This is a genomic window from Streptomyces cupreus (assembly GCF_014257025.1).
GTDB classification, from domain to species: Bacteria; Actinomycetota; Actinomycetes; order Streptomycetales; family Streptomycetaceae; genus Streptomyces; species Streptomyces cupreus.
On sequence record NZ_JACMSF010000023.1, the window covers coordinates 61718 to 87963 of the forward strand.

Here is a 26246-nt window from a genome sequence, read left to right on the forward strand (position 1 = left end):
GTTCATTCTCCCCGATGGCAGCAAGCTGCCAGGGGCTCGCGGCCCGAACGCCCCGCCCACCAGGCTGGATTCATGAGCAATGACTTCCGCCTCGGTGGCGACCTTCCGATCGACCGGATGGGCTTCGGGGCGATGCGCCTGCCCACCAACAGCTTCCACGGCCCGGCCCGCGATCCCGAGACCGGTCGCGCCGTCCTGCGCCGCGCCGTCGAACTCGGCGTCAACCACATCGACACCGCCGCCTTCTACACCAGCGGCGACCGCACCGTGCGGGCCAACACCCTGATCCGCGAGGTTCTCCAGACATCGAGGGGTGTCTCATCTGGGTGAGATCCTTGTGCGCCCCGTAGCCATCGGCAGCGGTCTTCCGTTGCCGTGACTGCGTACGTGCGAACGTGCTCAGGTCGGTACGGGAGGGATCGGTGCGGCTGTACTTCGCCAACCACCGGGCGGTGTGGCGGGTGGGTGATGTCGCAGGGATCGATCGGTCTCTGCTGGCGGGGGCTCTTGAGCGGTATCGCCTGCCGGTGGGTACGCCGGTCCTCCTGGACGAAGCGATGCGGCCGGTGGAGCCGGTCTCCTCGTGGTTTCGCAGCCTGGCGCTGGCCCGGCGGGATGCGAAGTCGATGCGGGCCTACGCCTATACGGTGCTGATGCTGCTCGGATTCCTGCTGGCTCGCGGGGTGGACCTGCGCTCGGCCACCGAGATGGACATCTTGCAGTTCCGGCAGTGGCGGCGTGCGGACGCCGAGGACACGGTGGGGGGAACTACCTGGGACCGGGACGCTGCCGCGATCGTCAGCCTCTACAAGCACCTGGTCCGCGTCGGCTACGTGCGGGCCAGTCCGTGGCGGTCGTCGCAGGGGGAGTCGCTGGGCAGCGGCTTCAGTACGGACGTGCGGGTGCGGCATCTCGAGCTGGAGCAGTACCTGTTCTTCCGGGACGTCGGGTTCGGTGGGCTGACGCCCGCGTCCGAACTCGACGAGACGTTCGGCGGGTGGCGCCCGCATCGCAATCGGGCTGCGGTCGAACTCGCGCTGCTGACCGGGATGCGAGCCCAGGAGTGGTCCACGCTGCTGCTGCCCGAACTCGGTCTGATGGCAGGACATCGCCCGCAAACTGCAGATGTCGATCTGGCGGCTTGCGCGAAGCAGAAGCGGCCTCGGTCCGTCTACGTCCCGGTCGGAGCGATGGAGTTGCTGGATCCCTACTTGATGATCGAGCGGCCGGAGATCGTGGCGAAGGCCCAGCGCACGCTGCGGCGCCGGCACCAGGACCTGTTCGTGGTTCAGCGGCTGGAGGCCGACGACACGAAGGTGCGAGGCGTCCTCGAAGGCCGCACCGTCACCCGATCGATCAAGGACCTGGCCCCGGACCTGCGCCGCATCACGGTGCTGGAGACCGGCGGCGGGCTGGAGCCGCTGGCGCTGTTCATCGGTCAGGGCGGGAAGATGCTGACCGCCTCGGGCTGGGACCGGGTGCGTTGGGGGGCCTGGGACCGGCTCAAGGCCTGGTCAGCAGATCAGAATGCCCCGCAGGTGCCGTGTCGTTGCTGGGTCTATCACGATCTGCGGCACACCTTCGCCCTACGTCTGCTGATCTTCCTGACCCGGGAGGCTCTTGGCGACGCCGAGAGGCAGCAGCTTCCGATGTCGACGCTGCTGGACCACATGACCAGGAACCCGCTGCTGGTGGTCCAGCGCCGGCTCGGTCATGTCCTTCCATCGACGACTTACCGCTACATCCGCTACCTGAAGGACCCGATGCGGGAGGTCGACGACGCCTTCCGCGAGTGGACCGTCGCCGACGGCGCTTCATACGTCACCATCGCCCGCCACCTGCTGAACCTGGAAGAGAACGCCCATGCCGCGCCGCGGTGAGCACACCCGGAACTTCCCGCTTCCCGGTCCGCGGGCAGCGGAGCCCGTCCGGATCGGCATCCGGACGGTGACCGGCCAGACCGCCGATGGCCGCCAGCAAAGCCCTTCGCTCGACCCATCTGATTTCGCCTGCGCACACCTCGCGGGCGAGCTGGCGGACGAGTGGGTGGAGAAAGCCGCCTCCGCGACGCTGTCGGCGACCGCCGCGGCTTTGTATCGCCAGGCCATCACGCTGTTCTGCCAGCACGTCGATGCCCACGTTCCCCACGCGGTGAAGGCCTCGCTGGGTGAGCCGGAGCCCGACCTCGCCCACGCGCTGACCGACTGGACTCGCCTGCTGCCCGCCGCCTACGGCGCCGGCTCACGGGTGCCTGCCGCGCTCGCCGGCAAACTGCGCATTCTCATCACGCGCCGGGCCGAGCATCCGGACCGCCCGGTCGCGGCCAGCCTGCGTCGCTGGGCGAGCGGACATGCCGGTCTTCGCGGCGGACAGACCCAGGAGTTGGATGAGTTCACCCGCGCGGACAAGAAAGAGCTGGTGAAGGCCGCCTGGTCCGATCACCTTGCGATCACAGCGAGGATCCGGCGGGGCTGGAAGCTGGCGGCCACCGGGAAGGACCCGGCCAAGAACGGCTGGGACCGCCTCGCGAACTTGCTCTGGGCGATCGCGAATGATGCCTGGACCTGCGAGGAGATCGCCGAGCACCTGCCGGGGTGGCACGAGATGCCGCCGCCGCTGCGCGAGGTCATCCCGCCCGGAACGCTTCCGCAGTTCGGCAAGCGGATGGTGCTGCGTCACCTGGTTCGCCAGTTGTTCCCGCACAACCTCGATCTGCACAGCTATCGGATCTTGCTGATGGCGGCCACTGGCCGCTCGTCCGAAGAGGTCAGCGCGCTGACCGAGGACGACATCGAGTTCGGCCCGCGCAGTGTGGTGATCGACTTCACCAAGGGCCGGGCCCACACCCACACCCGGCAGGCGTTCAGCACCTCCGTCGAGCAGACCGGCGGGCTGCTCCATCCCCGGCGGCCGAAGCTGGACACCGCGGCTCTCACCCAGGCGCTCCTTGAACTGGCCACGCCGTTGGCCCGTCGGGCGCGCATCGAGCCTGTCCCGCTGTTCCTGCGCGCCGCCGTCAACCCCTACACGCTGCGGATCCGACGGTTCAGCGGAGACACGGTGGCCTCCCAGTTCTCCGACTGGCTCGAGTTCCATGGCGTCAGCGTGGAGGGTCCGGTCGACATCCGGCGTCTTCGCAAGTCCGGCAAGGTCGAGAAGGCCTTGGCCTTCAGGGGCCGGGTCAGCGACATCGCCGATGACCACTCGCAGCAGACCTTCCGCGGGCACTACGCCCACGGCACGACACTGCGGGTGATCGCCGGGAACGTCATCGCCACAGCTCAGCGACGGTGGCTGGATAACGCGTTGAACGGACCGGTGGTGCTGAGCGAAGAAGCCGAGCAGTCGCTGGCCGAGCCGGGGGCGGCCGATGCTCTCGGGCTGTCGCAGGAGGAGATCGACCAGCTGCGGGACGGCCAGCTCGACATGGGGGTGTCCAGCTGCAAAGACCCCTTCGACTCCCCGTTCGGCCGCACCGGCCAGCTCTGTCCGGTCGCCCCAACCCGCTGCCTGGAGTGCCGCAACGCCTTCGTCCTGCCCTCCAACCTCCCGCAGCTTCTGCTGTTCGCCGACCACCTGGACGCGCTGCAGCTGCGGCTGTCCCCTCGGGTATTTCACGCCCTTTGGGGACAGAGCCGCATCAACATCAACGAGTCGATCAAAGCCCGTACGGACGCCGAAATCACCACGGCCCGCCGGCAGATCGCCGAGGACGGGCTGTCCCTGCAGCTTCCCCTCGCCGCCCACGTGGAGTTCGAGTCATGACCAAGCAACTTCCCCTCCCAACGAGGTCTTCGGTCTTCCGCGACGACGAGCCCGTGGTGCAGTCCCACCCGCTGCTGCCCGGCGCCAAGCCGCCCGTCTTCTCGGAGCGGGAGTGCTGGGATCTCAACGGAGTGCTGCGCAAACCGGTCAACCAACACCCCTCACACATGCGCGTGCCCTTTCCCGGCCTGGCACCGGCGGTGAACCTGCTGGCCCGCGAGCTGGCCATGATCTGGTTCAACCCGCGCCACCCGGCGCTGCTGGCCCGCGGCATCCACCTCGCGGACGACCCTCGTGTCGCCAACACCGTCCGCCAGCGGACCACGTGTCTGCGGGAACTCTCCGTCTTCGGAGCCAACCAGCAGCTGCCCGAGCTGGTCAGCCGGTGGGCGACGGAGGACTTCCACCGCTTCCTCGCTCATCACAGCAACCCGGACCCAGAGCCCCGTCTCGTCGACCACATCGTGGTCATCAAGGCCCTGCACCGGTTCGGCCGGGCCCTGGCCAACGGCGGCCTGGAGGAAGACCCCTGGCCGGGCACGTCCGCCACCGCGGTCCTCAAGCTGCCGGTCAACGGCCCGCTCAAGACGCCCGTGGTCAAGCCGGCGACCTGGTTCCCGCTGGTCCGGGCCGCCTGGACCTACATCACTGTCTTCGCCCCGGACATCCTGCGGGCCCTCGATCGCTGGCAGGCGATCGAGGCACACGCGGAAGACATCAAGCTGCCGGAAGCGGACCGTCGGCTCACAGCCTGGCTAGCCGACCCGGCAAGCCGTGTCCCGGCCCGACCGCCCAGCGCCCAGACCGGACGGGAAGGCCCGGTCCACTGGGACCTGCTGGCCCGGATGGTCGGACTCGACGCAGACCGCAGGAACCTGTTCTCCACCACCAGCAGCACCGGCCGCGCACGCCGGGCCTCCGTCGAACGGCTCGTCGTGGCCGGCCGCGTCCAGCACGGGCTGCTGCCCGACCTGGTGGAGGTCGACCGCCCCGACGGAAGCCGCGGACCCTGGCACGACGCACTGCTGCCCAGGCAGCTCGGGCGCGAGGCCACGGCCCTGCGCAACGCCTGCTACATCTTCGTGGCGGCCCTTTCGATGATGCGGGACTCCGAAATTCGGGAGATCACCAAGGGCTCCGTCGTCGAGTACTTCAGCACACCGGCCGTGAAGTCGACCAAGGTCAAGCTCGACGCGGACCTGCCTGTCAAGCACTGGTGGATCATCGAACCGGTCGCCCGAGCCATCGAGCTCGCCGAACAGCTCTCCCAGCACCCCGAGCTGGCGTTCGCGTCCGTCCCAGGCCGCGATGCGGAAACCCTGTTCACCAGCAAGGACGTGATCGAGGACTTCGTCGATCACGTCAACCGACGCCGGAACATCACCGGTCTGGACGAGATCCCGCCCCAGCACATCACACCGCACATGTTCCGCAGGACCATGGCAATGCTCACCCGGGACTTTCCCGGCTCGGAGATCGCGGTCGGCATGCAGCTCAAGCACGCCGCAACCCGAGCCCTGGCCAACCGGACCACCGGCGGCTACATGGAGCCCGCCTCATCCTGGGCCCGTCATCTCGACAACGCCGTCTCCGAGCGGAAGTTCCAGCGCGTCAAGGAACTCTTCGCGGCCGACAGCCGCGGCGAGACCATCGGCTTCGGCCCCGGCGCCGACCGCATGCGCGAGGCCTTCGCCGCAGTGCGCGAGAAGGCTGCCGAGCTGCGGGCCACCGGCAAAGCCCAGCGCGGCGACCTCCGGGTCGAACACGACCTGCTCCAGCGCACCCGGTTCTCAATCCGCTTCGGCACGCTCAACCACTGCACCATGAACGACGACGACCCCGTCGGGGCCAAGTGCCTCGAGGACGCCGTCGTTCCCAAAGGACACCGCGGCCCTCTCCTCGACCGCTGCCAGCCCTCCCGATGCGCCAACAGCATCCTCGGACCCGAGCACCTACCGATCTGGACGGCTGAACGCAGCTCCCTGAACCGGCTGCGAGCCGATCCCAAGCTCCCCGCCAACCGCCGAGCCCTGCTCGACGCCCAGCTGAACGAGGTGGCCCTGATGCTCAAGAAGGCCGGCCAGTGACCGTCTCCGCCAAGACCGAACAGGCCCTGCGCAATGCCATGGAACGGCTCCTGTCGGGTCAGCCCCAGCACACCGACGGCAAGCTCACCAAGAACAACCTCTGCCGCGAGGCCGGGGTCAGCCGGGCCACGATGCACCGGGCCACCGAGATCCTCACCGAGTGGGACTGCCGGACCGCCACCAGCCCAGCTGGCGTCCTGCAGCAACGACACACCACGGAGCTCGCCGAGCTCCGCGGCAAGCTGCGCAGGAGCCGCCAGGAGTGTCACGCCCTTCAGGAGCAGGTCGACGCGGCCGCCACCGTCATCATGACGCTCCTCGCGGAGAACGCATCGCTGCGTGAGCACGCCAATGGCCATTCGGCCGCAGTGATCCCTATTCCACTCAGCCGGAAGCGCTGACTATTGACGCGAAATCGGGTGCTCAAGTCCATTCTGCAAGTAGTCGCAGTGAGCGGACCGTCTCGCCTAGGCACCTAGTTACACAGATTCCGGATGCCCCACTTGAAGATAAGTGCAGCAACAATCGCAGCAGTTGCCTGCCCGAGGCCAAGGCCGACAATTACGTCCACCATCGTGGCGGCGTCCACAATGGCATCCACCGTGGACGAGGATCGGAAACCGCGACGGCCTAGTTCCGCGCAGAGATCCTGTCGATGGCGGGACAGCCACCCCTCCAGCCAGTTCCGGGCGTCTTCAATGCCCCGTCGCACGTCGGCCGGACCGAACTCCTCAGCGGTTTCGCCGTACAGTTCCCCAGCAAGGGCGGCGAGAAGCGCCTCCTCGATCTGCTTATCGGGCTCCGGCATTTGGTCCAATTGAGTTCTCCTGCCTCGACCTCTCCCAGGCATATTGGCGATCGTCGATCACGATGGAAGATTTCAACCGCATTGGCTGACGGTCCCCACTCGCCTGGGGGCCCATATTAGGCGCGTGCTGACCCTTCACGACGGATTTCCGTCGGTGCGCCGTGCGATAGCTGGTCGGGCGGTCGACCTTCTACAAGGTGCGGTTCCGGCGGGGGCCACGCTGATGCACCAGCGTCAAGCGCATCCGACCCGGCTGGCCTGCAGGGCGGCTCTGGCAGTCCTCATGCCTGTGTGGTGGACCGACCATGCCAACACCGCTGGCCCTTGGGGCGTGACGCAGCCTGCGGATCCTAACGCTGGGCTGTGGAGCTGCAAACCAGTGCTGGGAGGACTAGCGTCAAGGTAAGGCAGATGGCCAACTCCGACGGCGGTCGCGCATGGATGATCAGCTACCCATACAGCCGCGATCCGTTGTGGACTCGGACGCGGAACGTGCACGCTTGCAACTCCAACAAGGCGAGCCTAGTACCTGGGAAGGGGATTCAGAGAGGGAGACCGGGTGGTTCGAAACCGGTCGACGCGCGTACTTGCGACAGCGGCGAAAGCGATATCCGCACAGCCCGGAACAAGCCACCATCGATGGCATTTGGGCGCAACTGGTACAGGCTATAAGCAACCTTGACGATCACGAGCTGAGCACCTTGGATACCCATGCAATAGGTGGCGTTGTCCCAGTTCACTCTACCGCCTCGGGCAGAATCGTTAGCCTCCGAAGGTTCAAGGACGGAAGCAGCCAACTGCTCGTTTCCCACCGGTTCATATGTATCGTTCTGCTTCTCTCCACTCTGGCGAGATTTGAGATATCAAAACCGCTTCTACGCCTAGCCATTAGTCGGTTCGGGGCTCCTGCAATCACGGGAGCCCCACCGAGCACGTATGCCGCGATGGCCCGCTCAGCAATATTCAGAGACCTACTGATACAACTGAACTTCCACGGCATCATAGCGAGCTATCGCCCTAGGATATCTCCATGGTCAGGCCTGCTGTTCCGTTCGGCGATTACCTTCGCCATGGCCCACGAAGCGGCACATCTACTCATCGGTGATCGCGATTCACTTGAGGCACAATCGTCAGTCCATCTTCGCAGCGACGGAAGCATCGCCGAGTCGCAGTGGGGACCAGAATTGTCTCAAGACAGGCTCGCGCTGAGATTGACTAGATACGCCGCCGAAATACCGGCAACTAAAACAGGCTACGCGTCAAGGGTGACACCTACGGCAGTAAATGATCACGTGCTTTCATCTTCAGTCATATCCCTGGTGGGCTTGCACGGCTTGGAGTGCGCATACCTTGTGGGTGAGTCAGATTCTCACCCAAGCGCCCTCGATCGCCTCGGTTCTCTGATGGTTGAGTTCAACCCTATGACATCTCCACAGTCCCTTAGGTGCATCGAACGACTACTGCCGGTGGTGGACACGTGTCTATTCTTGGAGCCGCTACCGGTAGAGGCCTGGGATCTGTTGGCATCACTAATTCGCGTTCACGCCATTCGCGCAACCGAGAGCCGACGGGCTGCCGTCAGGATCGTGGACAGCACCAAGAACAGCGACGTTGTTCTCACGGCCAGGGCAGAGTACCCGCACACCTACGACTATCTGACTTCCGTGCAGGGCACCGAGGTACCCGCCGGTACATGTCTCGACCTCTTGCGAACCCATGGACGCAACGCTATGCCACAGGTGCTCGATCTTCTGGAGGTTCCTAAGCGGAGCATTCTTGAGAGTTCCGCCCAGATGACCAGAGGCGATATCGCCCGAATCATCAACGGATCGCGCCGCATCTGCCTTCCGAACGGACTAGATAGGCGCACCTACGTGGACACCTGGGCAAATGTAGTGGCTACCGCGATGAGAGAGATTCCGAACCGGAATCGACTGTTCTACGAACTGTTGGACCCCCTCTGAGAGGAAGAATAGGTCGACTGAGGCAGAGTCGTCCGGCTCGCTCAACGTGAGGACTGTTGGCCACACCGCCCGGCCCAAGCGAGGCATACGTGTCTCGTGAGACATACCGAGGTCTGGAGAAAGTTGGCCCTTCACCCCTACCCGGCCGGTCTGGTCATCGCGACCAAGGTCGGCCCCCTCTTCACCCCCGACGGCGGACTGGCCGCGACCTCCGACCCGGCTGCCCTTCGACCGCTGGTCGAGGAGAACCTCGAAAGCCTCGGCCTGGACCGCCTCGACCTGGTCTATCTGCGCATCGGCGGCATCGAACCGCCGCCGCACGGCGAGTCCGTCGCCGAGCGCTTCGCGGCACTGGCCGCGATGCGTGAGGAGGGGCTGATCCGCCACCTCGGGCTGAGCCATGTCGACGCCGCCCACCTCGCCGAGGCCCGGGCCATCGCACCCGTCGCCGCGGTCCAGAACCACTTCCACACCGCCAAGCGCGACGACACCGAGGTGCTGGCCGCCTGCGAGGAGGCCGGCATCGCCTACGTGCCGTACTTCCCCCTGGGCGGCGGCCTGAGCGACCTCACCGGTGACCGCATGGCCAAGGTCGCGGAGCGGCACGGAGCCACGGTCCCGCAGATCGCGCTCGCCTGGCTGCTCGCCCGCTCGCCCGTCACCCTGGCCATCCCCGGCACCGGTTCCCTCTCCCATCTGGAGGAGAACACCGCCGCCGCGTCGATCGTCCTCACCGAAGAGGATCTCGTCGACCTCACGACTGAGCAGGCCCAGCCGATCAGAACACCGACAGGCCCGTGAGCGTGGTGAAGCGGTCCAGTGCCGCCACCCCCGCCACCGAGTTGCCGCGCTCGTCCAGGCCCGGACTCCAGACGCACAGGGTGCAGCGGCCGGGGACGACGGCGATGATGCCGCCGCCCACGCCGCTCTTGCCGGGCAGGCCCACTCGGTAGGCGAAGTCGCCCGCCGCGTCGTAGGTGCCGCAGGTCAGCATCACCGCGTTGACCTGCTTGGCCTGGCTGCGGGTCAGCAGGCGGGAGCCGTCGGCGCGGACGCCGTGGCGGGCCAGAAAGCCGGTGGCCAGGGCGAGGTCGGCGCAGGAGGCGCGGATCGCACACTGGCGGAAGTACTGGTCCAGCAGAACCGGAACCGGGTTGTCGATATTGCCGTAGGAGGCCATGAAGTGGGACAGGGCGGCGTTGCGGTCACCGTGCGCCGACTCGGAGGCGGCGACGTCCTTGTCGAAGTCCAGGGTGGGGTTGCCGCTCTCCGCGCGCAGGAAGGCGAGGAGTTCGCCCGCCGCGTCGCCGGTACGGGTCTGGAGGCGGTCGGTGACGACGAGGGCACCGGCGTTGATGAACGGATTGCGCGGGATGCCGTTCTCGTACTCCAGCTGCACCAGGGAGTTGAAGGGATTGCCGGAGGGCTCGCGGCCCACGTGCTCCCACAGTTCGTCGCCCTCGCGGGCCAGGTCGAGGGCGAGGGTGAAGACCTTGGTGATGGACTGGGTGGAGAAGGGCTCACGCCAGTCCCCCACCCCGTACACCGTGCCGTCGAGCTCGGCGACGGCCATGCCGAAGCTGCGCGGGTCGCGGGCCGCGAGTGCCGGGATGTAGTCGGCGGCGCGGCCGCGGCCCGGGGTGCGCCCGATCTCGTCGGCGATGCGCTCCAGGACCGGCCGGAAGGTCTGGGACGACGGTGGAACACTCATGATCACCATTGTGCCTCCGGGCCGGTCCTGGCGCGCTTTCGCAGGTCAGGCGAGCGGTGAACCGCTGCCCGCGAGGACCTCGGGCCGCAGCAGGCCTGCCAGCGCCTCGGCGGGCAACAGGCCCTTCTCCAGGACGAGTTCGGCGACACCGCGGCCGGTAGCGAGGGCCTCCTTGGCGATGTCGGTGGCGGCCGTGTACCCGATGTGCGGGTTGAGGGCGGTGACCAGACCGATGGAGTTCTCCACGGTCCGGCGCAGTTCCTCGGTGTTGGCGGTGATGCCGTCCACGCAGCGCTCGGCGAGGGTCAGGCAGGCGGCCCGCAGATGGGTGATGGACTCCGACAGGGAGTGCAGGATGATCGGCTCGAAGGCGTTGAGCTGGAGCTGTCCTGCCTCGGCGGCCATGGTGATGGTGACGTCGTTGCCGATCACCTCGAAGGCGACCTGGTTGACGACCTCGGGGATCACCGGATTGACCTTGCCCGGCATGATCGACGAACCGGCCTGCACCGGCGGCAGGTTGATCTCACCGAGTCCCGCGCGCGGACCGGAGGACAGCAGGCGCAGGTCGTTGCAGCTCTTGGAGAGCTTGACGGCGATCCGCTTGAGGACACCCGACATCTGGACGAACGCACCGCAGTCCTGGGTCGCTTCGACCAGGTTGGCGGCGGTGACCAGGGGCAGTCCGGTGATCTCGGCGAGGTGACGGCGGGCCGACTCGGCGTATCCGGCGGGGGCATTGAGGCCGGTGCCGATGGCCGTGGCGCCGAGGTTGATCTCATGGATCAACTCGACGGCCTCGTCAAGACGGGACCGGTCCTCGTCAATCATGACGGCAAAGGCGGAGAACTCTTGACCGAGCGTCATGGGGACCGCGTCCTGCAACTGTGTACGGCCCATCTTGAGCACGTCGCGGAACTCGACGGCCTTACGGGCGAAGGCGTCCTGCAGTACAGCCATCGCCTTGAGCAGTCCACGGACCGCGAACACCGTCGCTATCTTGACGGCGGTCGGGTAGACGTCATTGGTGGACTGGCTCAGGTTGACGTCCTCGTTGGGGTGCAGATGCCGGTACTGCCCCTTCTCGAACCCGAGCAGCTCCAACGCCCGGTTGGCGACGACCTCGTTGGCGTTCATGTTGGTCGAGGTGCCGGCGCCGCCCTGGACGACATCGACGACGAACTGATCGTGCAGCTTGCCGTCGCGGATCTCCCGGCAGGCCTCGACGATGGCGGCGGCCTTCTTCGGCTCCAGCAGCCCGAGCTCCTCATTGGCGAGGGCGGCGGCCTCCTTGACGGCGGCCAAGGCGTCGATCAGATGCGGGTACGCGGAGATCGGGGTGCCGGTGATGGGGAAGTTCTCGGTGGCACGCAGGGTGTGCACACCCCAGTAGGCGTCGGCGGGAACGTCACGGTCGCCGAGCAGATCGTGTTCGCTACGGGTGACGGCGGCGGTCATGAGAGGGCTCTACTTTCTGAAAAGGGCAAGGGAGACATACCTAGGGGCGCGGGGCTGTATCAATTTGCGGCTCCGCCGCGTGGGCGCGACCAGCCACAACCGGCCGGCAGCCGCCGAACAACAGATCCGGCAAATCCTTAGGTGCAACCGGAAACAGCAACAGGCTCCAGCGAACGAACAGGCCGTACACACCCAACCGCCCGGCCGCCCCCGAGAAGCGCCTCACCCTGAAACTCGGTAAGCAACGACGGATCGACCCCGGCCCACGCAAGCGCCGCCGCCCCGACAGGGATCCGCGCCCGATTGGCACCGTCGGCGATCTTCACGGCAACAGCTCGCCCATCAGGCAGCGCAGCGACCTGCACACCCTCGAACCCGTCCTTCGCCAACAGCCCCGGCACGGCCCGCATCAGCGCGGCCACGTCCCGCCCGGACCCGGAGGCCATCTCGGCATGCTCCCGCATCGCGTCGGCGACCCGCGCCTCGGGCGTACCGGGCGCGGCGGTGGTGATACGAGCCGCCGCCCGCCCCAGCCCGTGCAGCGAGACGGAAAACAACGGCGCACCGCACCCGTCGACGGTCACCTGGGCGATGCGCTGCCCCGTGAGATCCTCCACGATCTCGGCGATCGCCTGCTGAAGCGGGTGCCCCGGGTCGAGGTAACCGTCCAGGGACCAGCCGTTCAACCGGCAGGTGTACAGCATCGCCGCGTGCTTGCCCGAGCAGTTCTGGGCAAGCTGCGACGGCATCCTCCCCTCGCGGATCCACGCGTCACGGACGACCGGGTCGAACGGCATGTCCGCGACGTTGCCGAGGGCGCTCTCGGGAACATCCGCGAGCTCCAGGATCCGCCGGGTACCGGCAAGATGCCGCTCCTCGCCGGAGTGGCTGGCCGCGGCGAGGGAGAGGAGTTCGCCGTCGAGCGGCAGCCCGGCGCGGACCATGGCGACGGCCTGGACGGGCTTGAGGGCCGAGCGCGGGTAGAACGCGGCCTCGATGTCGCCGAGCTGGAACCGGACCTCGCCGTCGGTGCCGAGGACGACGACCGAGCCGTAGTGGATCCCTTCCACGACCCCGCCGCGTACGAGGTGGGCGACGGGGGCGTGGAGGGGTTCACGGACGAGGGGTGGGTCCGCGAGGGAACTGCTGAACATGACTGCCTGATTCATGAGTGGGTGACGGCCGGGGTGCGGGTCACGCGTCGGCCTTGGGGGTTGAAATGGACGCGGCCCGGCGGCGGATGCCGTACCAGCCCGCGACCAGTGCACCGACGATCAGCGGCAGGCACAGCACGGTGGTGCGGCCGGCGCCTCCGTCGGCGTACATGAGGACCAGGACGGAGGCGAGGAAGGCCAGCGTCACGAGTTCGGTCCAGGGGGAGCCCGGCAGTCGGTAGCCGGGGCGGGTGAGTTCGCCCTTCTGGGTCTTCTGCCAGAAGAGCAGATGACAGATCATGATCATGCCCCAGGTGGCGAGGATGCCGATCGCCGCGAAGTTGAGGACGATCTCGAACGCGTCGGCGGGGACGACGAAGTTGAGGCCCACGCCGAGGACACAGATACCGCTGGTGAGCAGGATGCCGCCGTACGGGACCTGGCTGCGGCTCATCACGCCGGTGAACTTCGGGGCGGAGCCGGACATCGCCATGGAGCGCAGGATGCGGCCGGTGGAGTACAGGCCGGAGTTGAGCGAGGACATGGCCGCGGTGAGGACGACCAGGTTCATCACGCCGCCGGCCGCGGGGACGCCGATGTTGGACAGGACGGTGACGAAGGGGCTCTCCCCCGCCGTGTACGCGGTCCAGGGCAGCAGCATCGACAGCAGGACGACGGAGCCGACGTAGAACAGGCCCACGCGCCACATGATCGAGTTGATCGCCTTCGGCATGATCTTCTCGGGGTTCTCGGTCTCGCCGGCCGCGACGCCGACCAACTCGACGGAGGCGTAGGCGAAGACGACGCCCTGGATGATCAGCAGCATGGGCAGCAGGCCGTTGGGGAAGACGCCGCCGTGGTCGGTGATCAGGGACGGTCCTGGGTCGTGACCGTCGATGGGGTGCTGGGTGACCAGCAGGAAGATACCGATCAGCATGAACGCCACGAGCGCGCCCACCTTGATGATCGCGAACCAGAACTCCAGCTCGCCGAACATCTTCACCGAGATCAGGTTCACGGTGAGCACGACGGCCAGGGCTATCAGCGCGATCACCCACTGGGGGATGTCGGAGAACATGCCCCAGTAGTGGGTGTAGACGGCCACGGCGGTGATGTCGGCGATGCCGGTGGTGGCCCAGTTCAGGAAGTACATCCAGCCCGCGACGTACGCGCCCTTCTCGCCCATGAACTCACGGGCGTACGACACGAAGGCGCCGGACGAGGGCCGGTACAGCACGAGTTCGCCGAGCGCGCGGACCACGAGGAAGGCGAAGATTCCGCAGACCGCGTAGGCGATGAAGAGGGAGGGGCCGGCGTCGGCGAGGCGGCCGCCGGCGCCGAGGAAGAGGCCGGTGCCGATGGCTCCGCCGATTGCGATCATGTTGACGTGCCGGGACTTCAGGGACTTGCTGTAGCCCGCGTCTCCGGCGTCGACATGGCCGGAACGTTTCTGCGGGCCTCCGTGCCCGGTCTGCACCTCATTGTGCAGGGACTGCTCGCTCACGCCTCGGGTCCGCCTTCCGTGGTGGTGCTCGTGCGCGCGGGGCGCACGATGTCGGTGAGGGTGGTCTCGACGCGGTCGAGGTGGTGCGCCATGGCCTCGGTCGCGTCGTGCTCGGAACCGTCGATCAGCGCCTCGACGATCGCCCGGTGCTCGCGGTTGGACTGCTCGCGGCGGCCGCCCAGTTCGTTGAGGAAGGCCGACTGACGCGCCAGCGCGTCCCGGATCTCCTCGATGACCCGGCGGAAGACCGGGTTCTGGGCGGCTTCGGCCACGGCGAGATGGAAGAGCGTGTCCATCGCGACCCACGCGGTGGTGTCCGTCTCCCGTTCCATACGGTCGAGCAGATGGGCCAGGTGGTCGAGGTTCTCCGGGGTGCGGCGCACCGCCGCGTATCCGGCGACCGGGATCTCGACGTGCCGGCGCACCTCCAGCAGATCGCTGGCCGCGTAGTCGCCGAAGGTGGGGTCCTCGACGGTGCTCGCGACGACGAAGGTGCCCTTGCCGGTCTTGGAGACGGTCAGACCCATGGTCTGCAGGGCCCGCAGGGCCTCACGCAGCACGGGGCGGCTGATCTCCAGGGTGCGGCACAGTTCCGCCTCGGAGGGAAGCTTGTCGCCCACGGCATACTCACCGCGCTCGATGGCGGCGCGCAGATGCGCGAGCACCGCTTCCATGGCACTGACGCGCCTGGGAGGCTGTCCGGCTGTCCGGCTGTCTGACAGGTTCACGGGAGTGATACTCCGGGTGTCAGGAGGGTGCTGTCAAGGCGGGTGAAAGGAAAGTTTCAGCGAGGTGCGCGGCGTGAATGCCGCGCCACACCCCGGGGCGACGGTGGACCGGCCTAACCCCACACCGCCCCGGTGAGCCATACGCCCGTGGAGGCGGCACCCAGGCCCACCGTCACGCTCCCGGCGACATTGGCGACGGCGTAGAGCCCGGCTCCGGTCTCGGCCAGCCGCAGGGTCTCGTAGGAAAAGGTCGAGTACGTCGTCAGCGCCCCGCACAGACCGGTGCCGAGCAGCAGCTGGACGTGGGAACTCGCGGCTCCGGTCACCAGGCCGAGGATCAGGCAGCCCGTGATGTTGACCGCGAAGGTGCCCCACGGGAACACCGAGTCGTGCCGGGACTGCACCGCGCGGTCGGTGAGGTAGCGGAGGGGGGCGCCGATCATGGCGCCCGCGACGACGAGCAGCCAGTTCACAACGAGTTCTCACCCTCGGTGCGGCCGGCGTACCGGATGACCTCGCAGTCGTCGAGGATCACCAGGCCCTCGGAGACGAGCTCGTCGAGCTGCGGCAGGAAGGCCCGCACACGTTCCTCGGTGTCGACGATCACGATCGCGACCGGCAGGTCCTCGCTGAGGGTCAGCAGCCGCGAGGTGTGGATCAGGGAGGAGGCGCCGAAGCCCTCGATGCCGCGGAAGACGCTGGCCCCGGCGAGCCCTGCGGCGTGGGCGCGGTGCACGATCTCGCTGTAGAGGGGCTTGTGGTGCCAGGTGTCGTGCTCGCCTATGAAGACGGTCACGCGCAGGGCCCGGCCGGTCAGTCGCGTCATCGCTGCCTCCGGTTCAAGGCGCGGCGGGTGGCGGTCGCGGCGAGCCACACCGCCGTGAGGGCCGCGAGGAGGGTCGCGACGAGGTAAGCCAGAGCGGTGCCCGTATGGCCGGAGTCGACGAGTTCCCGGAAGTCGACGGCGTAGGTGGAGAAGGTGGTGAAGCCACCGAGGACGCCGGTGCCGAAGAAGGGGCGGACCAGGCGGTGGGCGGCCCACACGTCCGTGATGACCACCATGAAGACCCCGATGACGGCGCAGCCGGCGACATTGGTCCAGAAGGTCGCCCAGGGGAACCCGCCCGGCTGGAGGGGCCACCCCAGGGTCAGCGCGTAACGGGCCGTGGCTCCGAGGGCCCCGCCGAGCGCGACCACGGCGACGACGGGTGCCTGGCCGCGCAGGAGCGGCAGCCGTGCCGGACGGGGCCGGACGGACAGACTCTCGGTGTCGGGGGCTGTCATGGTCGTACGTCTCCTACTCGCCGGAGCCCGGGACCGCGGGCACGCGCCAGTGCAAGTAGGGACCGTTGGCGGCGGCTGTGCCGCGGTTCGGGTACGGCGGGCCCCACCGCCGCGCCGCGAGGGTGATCGCGGCCGGGAACCAGCCTAACGCCCGGTGTCAGGCCCGGTCACTTCGGGGGCCGCGGCCGCCGATGGCCACGTACCGGTGCGGGACAAGGGTCCGGGGACGGTTCATGCGCGTCTCCTACCAGCCCTTCTCGAACATGCGGGCGACCTCGGCGATGCGCACCTCGTCGCGGCGGTAGTAGGTGCGCCGCCCGATCCGCCGGGTGCGCAGCAGGCCGATGCCGGCGAGCAGGGCGAGATGGCTGTCGGCGACCTGGCGGGGCACTCCGAGCTTCGCGGCGACGGCGTCGCGGGTGACGCCGTCCTCGACGAGGTCGCCATGGCGCTGGGGCGGGAAGTGCGCGGCCGGATCCTTCAGCCACTCCAGGATGTCCAGACGCCTCTGGCTCACCGGTGTCCTCAACATCGTGTCCCCTCCGTCCGGGCCTCCTCGTTGAGCGTGTTCCCCAATGTCCCGCAGTCGATACCGACATGTCCGGAGTTACGACGGGTGGGGCCCGGCCGCGCGTTCCCGCAGCCGGGCCCCTGTCACTCACGGCGGGGTCAGCGGTGGCTGAACCACGCCATCGCCGGGAGGGCCTTGTCGTCGTAGCCGAACAGGGCCTGGTTCTCCCAGCCGTTGCCGGAGGAGGCGTCGGTCGGGTCCCAGCCGTTGCCGGTGACCGCGGTCCAGGTCGACTCCCAGTAGAAGACGCCGAGTCCACGGCCGTTCGGCACGGCCTCCACGATGCTCGCGATGTCGTTCATCCACCGGGTCTGGCCGGCCGTGGTGGCCGGGTAGCCGGAGACGAGCTCGCTCTCCAGGTTGATGATGTTCTCGTGCGAGTCCTCGCTGTCGAGCCGGAAGGGGTAGGCCGTCTCGGCGACGAAGACCGGCTTGGCGTAGCGGGAGGCCGCGTCGTCCAGGGTGGTCTGGAAGTCGTAGAGCGAGCCGTGCCAGTAGCCGTAGTACGACAGGCCGATGACGTCGAACTTCACGCCGTTCGCGACCGCGCTGTCGAACCACCAGCGGGTGCCGTTCAGGTCACCGCCCTTGGCGAGGTGCAGCGCCACCTGGGTGGAGGAGTTGACCGCCTTGACCGCGTCGTAGCCGGAGTTGAGCAGACCGGCGAGCTGCGACCAGTTGCTGGTGGATCCCTCGTTCCACAGCATGCCGCCGTTGATCTCGTTGCCGACCTGGACCATGTCGGCGGTGGTGCCCTGCGCCTTCAGCGCGTTGAGGACGTCGTACGTGTGGTTGTACACGTCCGTCTTCAACTGGCTGTAGGAGTGGCCCGCCCAGGCGGCCGGCTTGCTCTGGGCGCCCGGGTCGGCCCAGGTGTCCGAGTAGTGGAAGTCGACCAGCAGCTTCATGCCCTGTGCCTTGATGCGCTTGGCCAGCGCCAGGACCTCCGCCTTGCCGTTGTAGCCGTCGGCCGCGTTCACCCAGACCTTGACGCGCGCGTAGTTCTGTCCGGCGGACTTCAGGATGGCGAGGGCGTCGCCGGTCGTGCCGGAGCTGTTCTTGTACGTGCCGCCGAGGGCCTCGCTCTTGGCGAGCGAGGAGACGTCGGAGCCCTTGATGGTCGTGCCGCCCGTGCCCGACGCGAAGGTCAGGTCGTCGACGTTGATCCAGTTGCCCGCGTTGGCGTCGCTGTTGATGCTGATCGTGCACTGGTTGTTGGTGACGCTGACCGGCACCACGATCCGGATCCACCCGCTGGCGGAGACCGGGAGGTTGGTGCGCTGCTCGGTGCCACCGCAGTTCTTCAGGGCTATGTAGGCGGAGTTCTGGCCACCGCCGGAGCGGACCCAGGCGGTGAGCTTGTAGTTGCCGTTGGTCAGCCCTGACAGGTACTGGTACGTCTCCACCTTGTAGGCGGAGGACGACCAGTGGCTCAGGCGGTAACTACCGCTGTGGCCACCGGACTCGGAGAACGAGGCGGCGGTGGTGCCGTACTCGGACCAGCCGGCCGGCGCGGCAGCTCCCGCGCCGTCGGACTCGAAACCGCCGTTGGTGAGCGTGCTGGCCGCCTGAGCGGTCTGCGCGGGCAGGGCGGTGAGGGCGAGCCCGGCCGCGAGCGGCAGCAGCAGGACCCTTAGGGTGCGTCTGGGATGGAACATCTTCGTCCGTCGTCCCTTCGACGTGAATGGGGATGAGGGTTCCCCTCGCCCGGGATCAGCGAGCGAGGGAACCCCTCCGCCCGCGGCTCTCGTGGCACGCGCGGGCGGAGGGGAGTCGGTTCAGCCGTCGAGCCTGACGACCCGGACGGCTCCGGCGGGCACTTCGAGGCGGCCCGCGGCTCGTTCGCCCGTGAGCAGTTCGGTGCCGGGTGCCTCCAGCGGCACCTTGGCGTCCGACGGGCTGTGGTTGATCGCGAAGAGGTAGGTGCCCGACTCGCCGGTGCGGCGCACCACTTCGACGTCGTGCGGCAGGTCGGCGCGCGGGGCGATCCGGGCGTCCTCGGTGGCCCAGCCGAGCAGGGCGTCGAGGCCCTGCGCGTCGAGACGGGTGGACACGTACCAGGCGGTGCCCTCACCGAGGCGGTGCCGGGTGACCGCGGGGCGGCCGGCGGTGAGTCCGTCCGTGTACGTCCACACCGTCTCGGCCTCACCCGGCACCACGAACTCGGTCCACACATCGCCGGTGAGCTCGGAGCCGTCGGGGCCGGCGATGCGGACCGTGTCGCCCTTGAGCAGCGGCGAGAACTCCTCGACGGTCAGGCCCAGGACATCGCGCAGCGGGCCGGGGTAGGCGCCCTCGTGCACGGCGTCGTGCTCGTCGACGATGCCGGAGAAGTACGACACGACGAGGGTGCCGCCGCCTGACACGTACTCCTTCAGGTTGTTCCCCGCCGCCTCCGTCATCAGATACGACGCGGGCACGACCACAAGGGGATAGGCCGACAAGTCGGCTTCCGGGTGGGCGAAGTCGACCGTGAGGTGGCGGTCGTAGAGGGCCTCGTAGAAGGCGTCGGCGCGTTCGCGGGGGTCGTGGTCCTCGCTCGGGCGCCAGTCGAGGTTCTGCGCCCACCAGGAGTGCCAGTCCCACAGGACGGCGACGTCTGCCTGTGTGCGGGTGCCGCGGATCGTGCTGAGCGAGTCGAGGGACGCGCCGAGTTCGACGACCTCGCGCCAGACGCGGGTGTCCGTGCCGCCGTGCGGGACCATCGCCGAGTGGAACTTCTCGGCGCCCCGCCGGGACTGGCGCCACTGGAAGAACATGGCACCCTCGGAGCCGCGCGCCACATGGGCGAGGGAGTTGCGGGCCATCTGGCCGGGGGCCTTGGCGGGATTGCGGGGCTGCCAGTTGATGCCCGACGTGGAGTGCTCCAGCAGGATCCAGGGTGCCCCGCCGGCCACCGAGCGGGTGAGGTCGGCGGCCATGGCGAGGTTGACGTGGGTGCGGCGGCCGTCGGTGATCAGGTAGTGGTCGTTGGTGACGATGTCGACCTCACGGCCCCAGGCCCAGTAGTCGACCGAGTCGCACTGGCTGAGGGCGGTCATGAAGTTGGTCGTCACCGGGATGCCCGGGGTGAGGCGGTGCAGGATGTCCCGCTCCATACGGAAGTTCTCGCGCATGGTGGCGTCGGCGAACCGCTTGTAGTCCAGCGCCTGGGCCGGGTTGCCGACGGTCGGGGTGGTGCGCGGCGGGTTGATCTGCGCGAAGTCCGTGTAGCGCTGGCCCCAGAAGGCGGTGCCCCAGGCCTGGTTCACGCCCTCGACGGTGCCGTACGTCGTCTCCAGCCAGCGGCGGAAGTGGGCGGCGCAGGAGTCGCAGTAGCAGGCCGAGACGGGGACGCCGTACTCGTTGTGCACGTGCCACATCGCCAGGGCCGGGTGGTCGGCGTAGCGCTCGGCGAGCCGGGTGGTGATGTTCGCGGCGGCGGCGCGGTAGTCGGCGTTGCTGTGGCAGATGGCGGCCCGGGAGCCGAACTCGTAGCGCACGCCGTCGGCGGTCACCGGCAGCGCCTCGGGGTGCTCCCGGTAGAACCAGACCGGCGGGACCACGGTGGGGGTGCCGAGGTCGACGCGGATGCCGCTGTCGTGCAGCAGGTCGAGCAGGCGGTCCAGCCAGCCGAAGTCGTAGACCCCGCGTGCGGGTTCCAGCAGGGCCCAGGAGAAGATTCCGGCACTCACCATGGTGACGCCGGCCTCCCGCATCAGCCGGACGTCCTCGTGCCAGACGCTTTCCGGCCACTGCTCGGGGTTGTAGTCCCCACCGAAGGCGAGCCTGGTGAGGCCCCTGGGGCTGGTCTCCGGCATGGAATCTCTCCCGTGAAGTCGATCATTTGGGAACGTGCACACACAGCGGCGGCGGTGCGAGCCCAACATAACCGCACAGCAACAACCATTGACAAGTGTCCGGGATGTTTCTCTACTGTGAACGCTCACAGAAGCATGGCAGGTTCTCGCAGCAGGCGGGAACCCCAGGTCAGGGGAGAGATCCATGCCCATCACGAAGCGCAGCCGCCTCGTGGCATCCACCATCGCTGTTGTCCTCGGAGCCACCGCCCTCGCCGCGTGCGGCTCGTCCGACGACGAGACCGAGGCCGAATCGGGACCGGTCTCGCTCACGTACTGGACGTGGACGCCCGGCATGGACAAGGTCGTCGACCTCTGGAACGACGGCCCGGGCAAGAAGGACCAGATCAAGGTCACGGTGAAGAAGCAGGCGTCCGGCGACACGCTGGTCACCAAGATCCTCACCGCGCACAAGGCCGGCAAGGCGCCCGACCTGGTCCAGGCCGAGTACCAGGCGCTGCCCACACTGGTCAGCAATGACGCGCTCGCGGACATCTCGAAGGACACGGGCGAGGCGAAGACCAGGTTCGCCGACGGTGTGTGGCAGCAGACCACGCTGGGCACGGACGCGGTCTACGCGGTCCCGCAGGACATCGGCCCGATGATGTTCTACTACCGCGAGGACCTCTTCAAGAAGTACAAGCTCGACGTCCCCAAGACCTGGGACGAGTTCGCCGAGACCGCCCGCAAGCTCAAGAAGGCGTCCCCCGACACCGACCTCACCACCTTCTCCGCCAACGACTCCGGCCTCTTCGCGGGCCTGGCCCAGCAGGCCGGCGCCCAGTGGTGGACCACCGAGGGCCAGAAGTGGAAGGTCGGCATCAACGACGCGGCGAGCCAGAAGGTCGCCAAGTTCTGGGGCGACCTCGTCAAGGAGGGCGCCATCGACAACCAGCCGATGTACACCCCGGCCTGGAACAAGGCGCTCAACACCGGCAAGCAGATCGCCTGGGTCTCCGCGGTGTGGGCCCCGGGCACGCTGACCACGGCCGCGCCCGACACCAAGGGCAAGTGGGCCATGGCCCCGCTCCCCCAGTGGTCCGGGGGCGAGAACCTCACCGGCAGCTGGGGCGGCTCCTCCACCGCCGTCACCACGGACTCCAAGCACCAGGCCGCCGCCGCCAAGTTCGCCGCCTGGCTGAACACCGACGACGCCGCCCTGCAGGCGCTGGCCAAGGAGAGCGGCATCTACCCCGCCGCCACCAACGCCCAGACGTCCGGGGCGTTCACCAACCCGCCGGAGTACTTCTCGAACCAGGCCGACTTCTACACCCAGGCCGCCGAGATAGCCAAGAGCACCGCTCCGTCCGCCTGGGGCCCGAACGTGAACGTCGCCTACACGACCTTCAAGGACGCGTTCGGCATGGCCGCCAAGGACAAGTCGGACTTCGTCGCCGCCCTGAACACGATGCAGGACGACACCGTCGCCGACCTGAAGAAGCAGGGCTTCGGAGTCTCCGAGTGACCAGCGCACGCCGGAAGTCGTACGGGGTCAAGGGGGCCCCGTACGCCCTCCCGTCTCCCACCACCACCCTCAAACGAGCGCGAAGCGCGCCCTACTTTTTCCTCCTCCCCGCAGTCGTCCTCTTCGCCCTGTTCTTCGCGCTGCCCATCGGGTACGCGCTCTGGCTCAGCTTCCGCAAGGTGAAGGTCTCGGGCCTCGGCCTGGGCTCCGGTGCCCGCTCGGAGGTCTGGGCCGGCCTGGAGAACTACACCGATGCCCTCACCGACAGCGAACTCGTGGACGGCGCGCTGCGCGTGCTCGGCTACGGCTGCATCGTCGTCCCGGTGATGCTGGGCCTCGCCCTGCTGTTCGCGCTCATGCTCGACTCCGACAAGGTGCGGCTCGCCCCCTTCACCCGGCTCGCGATCTTCCTGCCATACGCCATTCCCGGCGTGGTGGCGGCGCTGCTGTGGGGCTTCCTGTATCTGCCGGACGTCAGCCCGTTCTACTTCGTGCTCGACAAGCTGGGCCTGCCGCAGCCGGACCTGCTGGACGGCGGTCCGCTGTATCTCGCCCTGTCGAACATCGCGGTCTGGGGCGGCACCGGCTTCAACATGATCGTCATCTACACCTCGCTGCAGGCCATCCCTGCCGAGGTCTACGAGGCGGCGAAGCTGGACGGCGCCACCCCGCTGCAGATCGCGCTGAGGATCAAGATTCCGATGGTGGCGTCGTCTCTGGTGCTCACCTTCTTCTTCTCGATCATCGCCACGCTCCAGGTGTTCAACGAGCCGACCACCCTCAAGCCGCTCACCAACTCCGTGTCCACGACGTGGAGTCCGCTGATGAAGGTGTACCAGGACGCCTTCGGCAAGGGCGACATCTACGCGGCCGCCGCCCAGGCCGTGATCATCGCCCTCGTCACGCTCGTCCTGTCCTTCGGCTTCCTGCGGGCCGCGAACCGTCGTACCAAGCAGGAGGCAGCACGATGAGTTCTCTTGCCATCCGCAAGGCCTCGCCAGCGGCGGGTACCACGCCCGGCACCGCCCAGGGCCCGCCGCTGCGCCGCCGGATCGCGCTCGTGCCGACGATCACGCTGCTCATCGGCGCGATCTACTGCCTGCTGCCCGTCGCCTGGGTGGTGATCGCGGCCACCAAGTCCGGCAGTGAACTGTTCTCCACGTTCACGTTCCTGCCGGGCAGCGGCTTCGCCGACAACATCAAGGACCTCAGCGCCTACCGCGACGGCGTCTACTGGAAGTGGATGGGCAACTCCGCCCTGTACGCCGGTCTGGGCGCCCTGCTGTCGACGGTCGTCTCGGCGTTCAGCGGCTACGCGCTGGCGATCTACCGCTTCCGCGGCCGGGAGACGATCTTCAACGTGCTGCTCGCGGGTGTGCTGATGCCGCCGGTGATCCTCGCCATCCCGCAGTACCTGCTGCTGGCGAAGGCCGACGTCACGGACTCGTACCTGTCCGTGCTGCTGCCGCTGATCCTGTCGCCGTACGGCGTCTACCTGGCCCGGATCTACGCCACTGCCGCCGTCCCGGCCGACGTGGTCGAGGCCGGGCGGATGGACGGCGCGAGCGAGTGGCGGATCTTCACCCGGGTCGCGCTGCCGATGATGGTGCCGGGGCTGGTGACGGTATTCCTGTTCCAGTTCGTGGCCGTGTGGAACAACTTCCTGCTGCCGTACATCATGCTCAGCGACGACGAGAAGTTCCCGATCACGCTCGGTCTTTACACGCTCCTGGAGCAGGGCGCGAACACCCCGGCGCTCTACACCCTGGTGATCACCGGCGCCCTCCTCGCGGTCATCCCGCTGGTGGCACTCTTCCTGGTCATCCAGCGGTTCTGGAGCCTCGATCTGCTCTCCGGGGCCGTAAAGTCATGACCATGAGCAATACGGGGGGCCGGCGCAAACCGCCGACGATCCATGACGTGGCCCGCGAGGCAGGGGTCTCCCGGGGCACCGTCTCGCGTGTGCTCAACGGCGGGCACTACGTCAGCCCCACCGCCCAGGAGGCGGTCAACGCCGCGATCCGCAAGACGGGTTACGTCGTCAACCGGCACGCCCGCTCGCTGATCACCGGGCGCTCGGACTCGATCGGCTTTCTGCTGACGGAGCCGCAGGAGAAGCTCTTCGAGGACCCCAACTTCAATGTTCTGCTGCGGTGTTGCACCCAGGCGCTGGCCTCGCACGACATCCCGCTGCTGCTGATGCTGGCCGGCACGGAGGACGAGCGGCGCCGGATAACGCGGTACATCACGGCCGGTCACGTCGACGGCGTGCTGGTGGTGTCCAGCCACTCCGCAGACCCGGTCGCCGAGGAACTGCGCCAGGCGGGGGTACCCCTCGTCCAGTGCGGCAAGCCCATGGGGCGCGGCTCCAAGGTGAGTTACGTGGCCGCCGACGACCGGGACGGCGCCCGTGACATGGTGCGCCATCTGCTCTCGCTGGGCCGCCGCCGTATCGGTGTCGTGACCGGTCCGCTGGACAGCCCGGGTGGCGTCGATCGCCTCGCCGGGTACAAGGAGGTGCTCACCGAGGCGGGCGTCGAGATCGACGAGCGTCTCATCGTCTCCGGCGACTACAGCCGGGCCAGCGGCGAGGCCGGCGCCGAACGGCTGCTGGCGCAGGCCCCGGACATGGATGCCGTGTTCGTGGCCTCCGACCTGATGGCGCAGGGCGCGCTGACGGCACTGCGCCGGGCGGGCCGCCGGGTCCCCGAGGACGTGGCCCTGGGCGGCTTCGACGACTCCACCGCCGCGACGGAGTCCACCCCCGCCCTCACCACGATCCGCCAGCCCTACGACCGCATCAGCAACGAGATGGTGCGGGTGCTGCTGGCCCAGATCGGGGGCGAGGACCCGGCGGCGGTGATCCTGCCGACGGAGCTGGTGAGACGCGAGTCGGCGTAGAACCGTCACCTCAGGCATGGGCGCGCCGCACCGCAGCGCGCCCTTCGCTTGCCCGGGTGGCCCACTCGGTCAGGATCGAAGAAGCCGTGGACCACTCCCCCGCCCTAGCGTGAAACCACCGACGACCCCGTCGGACCCCGTCTCACGCAAGGAGTACGCCATGACCGCCGGTGTTCAGACGATCATCTACCCCGTGAAGGACCTCGCCCGGGCGAAGGCCGTGTTCGGTGCCCTGCTCGGTGTGGAGCCGTATGCGGACGAGCCGTACTACGTCGGCTACAAGGACGCCGGCCAGGACGTCGGCCTCGACCCCAACGGGCACGCGAAGGGCATGACGGGTCCGGTGCCGTACTGGCACGTCGACGACATCCGGGCGACGCTCGCGGGTCTGCTGGCGGCCGGCGCGGAGGCGCTGCAGGACGTGCAGGACGTCGGCGGCGGCCGGCAGATCGCCTTCGTCAAGGACGCGGACGGGAACCTGATCGGGCTGCTCCAGGACCCGGGCAAGTAGTCGGCGCCAGCTCGATTGCACATGCACTAGTTGCACAGTAAACAAATGGCCGATCCGGTGCTACCGTGCAGTTATGGCAGCGAAAACGGCCGAGGCCGGGCTCGAGGAACGGTGGCGGGACATCCTGTCGGTCCACGCGCGCACGATGTGCGAGATCGACCGTGTGCTGCATCCCCACGGGCTGGGCGCGAGCGACTTCGAAGTGCTCGACATCCTCGCCACCGCCTCGCCCGAGGAGAGCGAGCACTGCCGGGTGCAGAACCTCGTCGGACGCGTGCATCTGAGCCAGAGCGCCCTGTCCCGGCTCATCGGCCGGCTGGAGAAGGAGGGCCTGGTGCAGCGGTCCATCTGCGTCGAGGACCGGCGCGGCGTCTATGTCACCCTCACCCCCAAGGGCCGTGACCTGCACGCCAAGGTACTGCCGCTCCAGCGGGACGCACTGGCCCGTATGCTCCACGGCTGAGCCCGGCCGGGTGGTGGCCGGGCCCGGCGCGGC

General features: G+C 68.1%; 23 protein-coding genes and 2 pseudogenes. 13 read left to right on the top strand and 12 right to left on the bottom strand.

Translation table 11 applies throughout. From position 1 onward, the window contains the following. Window positions 1-72 precede the first annotated feature (72 nt). From H4N64_RS21795 to H4N64_RS21815, 5 genes and pseudogenes are all read left to right on the top strand, one after another. Window positions 73-300 (top strand): annotated as a pseudogene (locus H4N64_RS21795) (aldo/keto reductase); the annotation flags it as partial. A gap of 122 nt (window positions 301-422) precedes the next feature. Continuing rightward, complete coding sequence (locus H4N64_RS21800) at window positions 423-1880, top strand: site-specific integrase (RefSeq protein ID WP_186284088.1); 1458 nt, start codon at window positions 423-425, stop codon at window positions 1878-1880. A 67-nt stretch (window positions 1881-1947) separates the two neighbouring features. Further along, on the top strand, window positions 1948-3765 hold the full coding sequence (locus H4N64_RS21805) for a hypothetical protein (protein WP_186284089.1): 1818 nt from the start codon (window positions 1948-1950) through the stop codon (window positions 3763-3765). Beyond that, the gene (locus H4N64_RS45215) at window positions 3762-5852 is read left to right on the top strand and encodes a hypothetical protein (RefSeq protein ID WP_260859853.1); all 2091 of its coding nucleotides are present in this window, start codon (window positions 3762-3764) and stop codon (window positions 5850-5852) included. Before H4N64_RS21805 ends, H4N64_RS45215 begins: the two co-directional genes overlap by 4 nt. Then, window positions 5849-6253: a hypothetical protein gene (locus H4N64_RS21815; protein WP_336246751.1), complete on the top strand. Its 405-nt coding sequence runs from the start codon at window positions 5849-5851 to the stop codon at window positions 6251-6253. Before H4N64_RS45215 ends, H4N64_RS21815 begins: the two co-directional genes overlap by 4 nt. 74 nt (window positions 6254-6327) lie before the next feature. Here H4N64_RS21815 and H4N64_RS21820 read toward each other — a convergent pair whose 3' ends face one another. Continuing rightward, complete coding sequence (locus tag H4N64_RS21820) at window positions 6328-6669, bottom strand: hypothetical protein (RefSeq protein ID WP_186284090.1); 342 nt, start codon at window positions 6667-6669, stop codon at window positions 6328-6330. 1577 nt (window positions 6670-8246) lie between these two features. Here H4N64_RS21820 and H4N64_RS21825 point away from each other — a divergent pair. Together H4N64_RS21825 and H4N64_RS21830 are read left to right on the top strand one after the other, a co-directional pair. After that, entirely contained in the window at window positions 8247-8624 is a 378-nt protein-coding gene (locus H4N64_RS21825; RefSeq protein WP_186284091.1) for a hypothetical protein, read from the top strand. Window positions 8625-8750: 126 nt separating this feature from the next. Then, window positions 8751-9425 (top strand): annotated as a pseudogene (locus H4N64_RS21830) (aldo/keto reductase); the annotation flags it as partial. On the opposite strand, the gene H4N64_RS21835 reads toward H4N64_RS21830, so the two are convergent. The 11 genes from H4N64_RS21835 to H4N64_RS21885 form a co-directional block, all read right to left on the bottom strand. Then, on the bottom strand, window positions 9403-10344 hold the full coding sequence (locus H4N64_RS21835; protein WP_186284092.1) for a glutaminase: 942 nt from the start codon (window positions 10342-10344) through the stop codon (window positions 9403-9405). The pseudogene H4N64_RS21830 and the gene H4N64_RS21835 sit on opposite strands and share 23 nt — an antisense overlap. A gap of 36 nt (window positions 10345-10380) precedes the next feature. Then, entirely contained in the window at window positions 10381-11793 is a 1413-nt protein-coding gene (gene aspA, locus H4N64_RS21840; RefSeq protein WP_186284093.1) for an aspartate ammonia-lyase, read from the bottom strand. A gap of 137 nt (window positions 11794-11930) precedes the next feature. Beyond that, complete coding sequence (locus H4N64_RS21845; RefSeq protein ID WP_186284094.1) at window positions 11931-12947, bottom strand: asparaginase; 1017 nt, start codon at window positions 12945-12947, stop codon at window positions 11931-11933. A gap of 40 nt (window positions 12948-12987) precedes the next feature. Continuing rightward, window positions 12988-14451: an amino acid permease gene (locus tag H4N64_RS21850; RefSeq protein WP_186284095.1), complete on the bottom strand. Its 1464-nt coding sequence runs from the start codon at window positions 14449-14451 to the stop codon at window positions 12988-12990. Beyond that, window positions 14448-15125 carry a FadR/GntR family transcriptional regulator gene (locus tag H4N64_RS21855; RefSeq protein ID WP_186284096.1) on the bottom strand — a complete coding sequence of 226 codons (678 nt, stop codon included), beginning with the start codon at window positions 15123-15125 and terminating at the stop codon, window positions 14448-14450. The genes H4N64_RS21850 and H4N64_RS21855 overlap by 4 nt, the downstream gene beginning before the upstream one ends. A gap of 167 nt (window positions 15126-15292) precedes the next feature. Continuing rightward, complete coding sequence (gene crcB / locus H4N64_RS21860; RefSeq protein WP_186284097.1) at window positions 15293-15652, bottom strand: fluoride efflux transporter CrcB; 360 nt, start codon at window positions 15650-15652, stop codon at window positions 15293-15295. Then, window positions 15649-16005 (bottom strand): DUF190 domain-containing protein, encoded by a 357-nt coding sequence (locus H4N64_RS21865; protein ID WP_186284098.1) that lies wholly within the window; start codon window positions 16003-16005, stop codon window positions 15649-15651. The genes crcB (H4N64_RS21860) and H4N64_RS21865 overlap by 4 nt, the downstream gene beginning before the upstream one ends. Continuing rightward, window positions 16002-16463: a fluoride efflux transporter CrcB gene (gene crcB / locus H4N64_RS21870; protein WP_186284099.1), complete on the bottom strand. Its 462-nt coding sequence runs from the start codon at window positions 16461-16463 to the stop codon at window positions 16002-16004. Before crcB (H4N64_RS21870) ends, H4N64_RS21865 begins: the two co-directional genes overlap by 4 nt. 244 nt (window positions 16464-16707) lie before the next feature. Further along, on the bottom strand, window positions 16708-16995 hold the full coding sequence (locus H4N64_RS21875; protein WP_186284100.1) for a helix-turn-helix domain-containing protein: 288 nt from the start codon (window positions 16993-16995) through the stop codon (window positions 16708-16710). 137 nt (window positions 16996-17132) lie between these two features. Next, on the bottom strand, window positions 17133-18692 hold the full coding sequence (locus tag H4N64_RS21880; RefSeq protein WP_186284101.1) for a glycoside hydrolase family 53 protein: 1560 nt from the start codon (window positions 18690-18692) through the stop codon (window positions 17133-17135). A gap of 120 nt (window positions 18693-18812) precedes the next feature. Further along, entirely contained in the window at window positions 18813-20834 is a 2022-nt protein-coding gene (locus tag H4N64_RS21885; RefSeq protein WP_186284102.1) for a beta-galactosidase, read from the bottom strand. A gap of 184 nt (window positions 20835-21018) precedes the next feature. Between H4N64_RS21885 and H4N64_RS21890 the strand changes: the two genes are divergently transcribed. From H4N64_RS21890 to H4N64_RS21915, 6 genes are all read left to right on the top strand, one after another. Next, window positions 21019-22338, top strand: coding sequence for an ABC transporter substrate-binding protein (locus H4N64_RS21890; RefSeq protein ID WP_186284103.1), 1320 nt, complete (start codon window positions 21019-21021; stop codon window positions 22336-22338). Further along, on the top strand, window positions 22335-23309 hold the full coding sequence (locus H4N64_RS21895) for an ABC transporter permease subunit (protein ID WP_186284104.1): 975 nt from the start codon (window positions 22335-22337) through the stop codon (window positions 23307-23309). Before H4N64_RS21890 ends, H4N64_RS21895 begins: the two co-directional genes overlap by 4 nt. Further along, on the top strand, window positions 23306-24211 hold the full coding sequence (locus tag H4N64_RS21900) for a carbohydrate ABC transporter permease (RefSeq protein ID WP_186284105.1): 906 nt from the start codon (window positions 23306-23308) through the stop codon (window positions 24209-24211). Before H4N64_RS21895 ends, H4N64_RS21900 begins: the two co-directional genes overlap by 4 nt. Then, complete coding sequence (locus H4N64_RS21905) at window positions 24208-25239, top strand: LacI family DNA-binding transcriptional regulator (protein WP_186284106.1); 1032 nt, start codon at window positions 24208-24210, stop codon at window positions 25237-25239. The genes H4N64_RS21900 and H4N64_RS21905 overlap by 4 nt, the downstream gene beginning before the upstream one ends. A 160-nt stretch (window positions 25240-25399) precedes the next feature. Next, window positions 25400-25750 carry a VOC family protein gene (locus tag H4N64_RS21910; protein WP_186284107.1) on the top strand — a complete coding sequence of 117 codons (351 nt, stop codon included), beginning with the start codon at window positions 25400-25402 and terminating at the stop codon, window positions 25748-25750. 73 nt (window positions 25751-25823) lie between these two features. Then, the gene (locus H4N64_RS21915; protein WP_186284108.1) at window positions 25824-26213 is read left to right on the top strand and encodes a MarR family winged helix-turn-helix transcriptional regulator; all 390 of its coding nucleotides are present in this window, start codon (window positions 25824-25826) and stop codon (window positions 26211-26213) included. The last annotated feature ends 33 nt before the right edge of the window (window positions 26214-26246 follow it).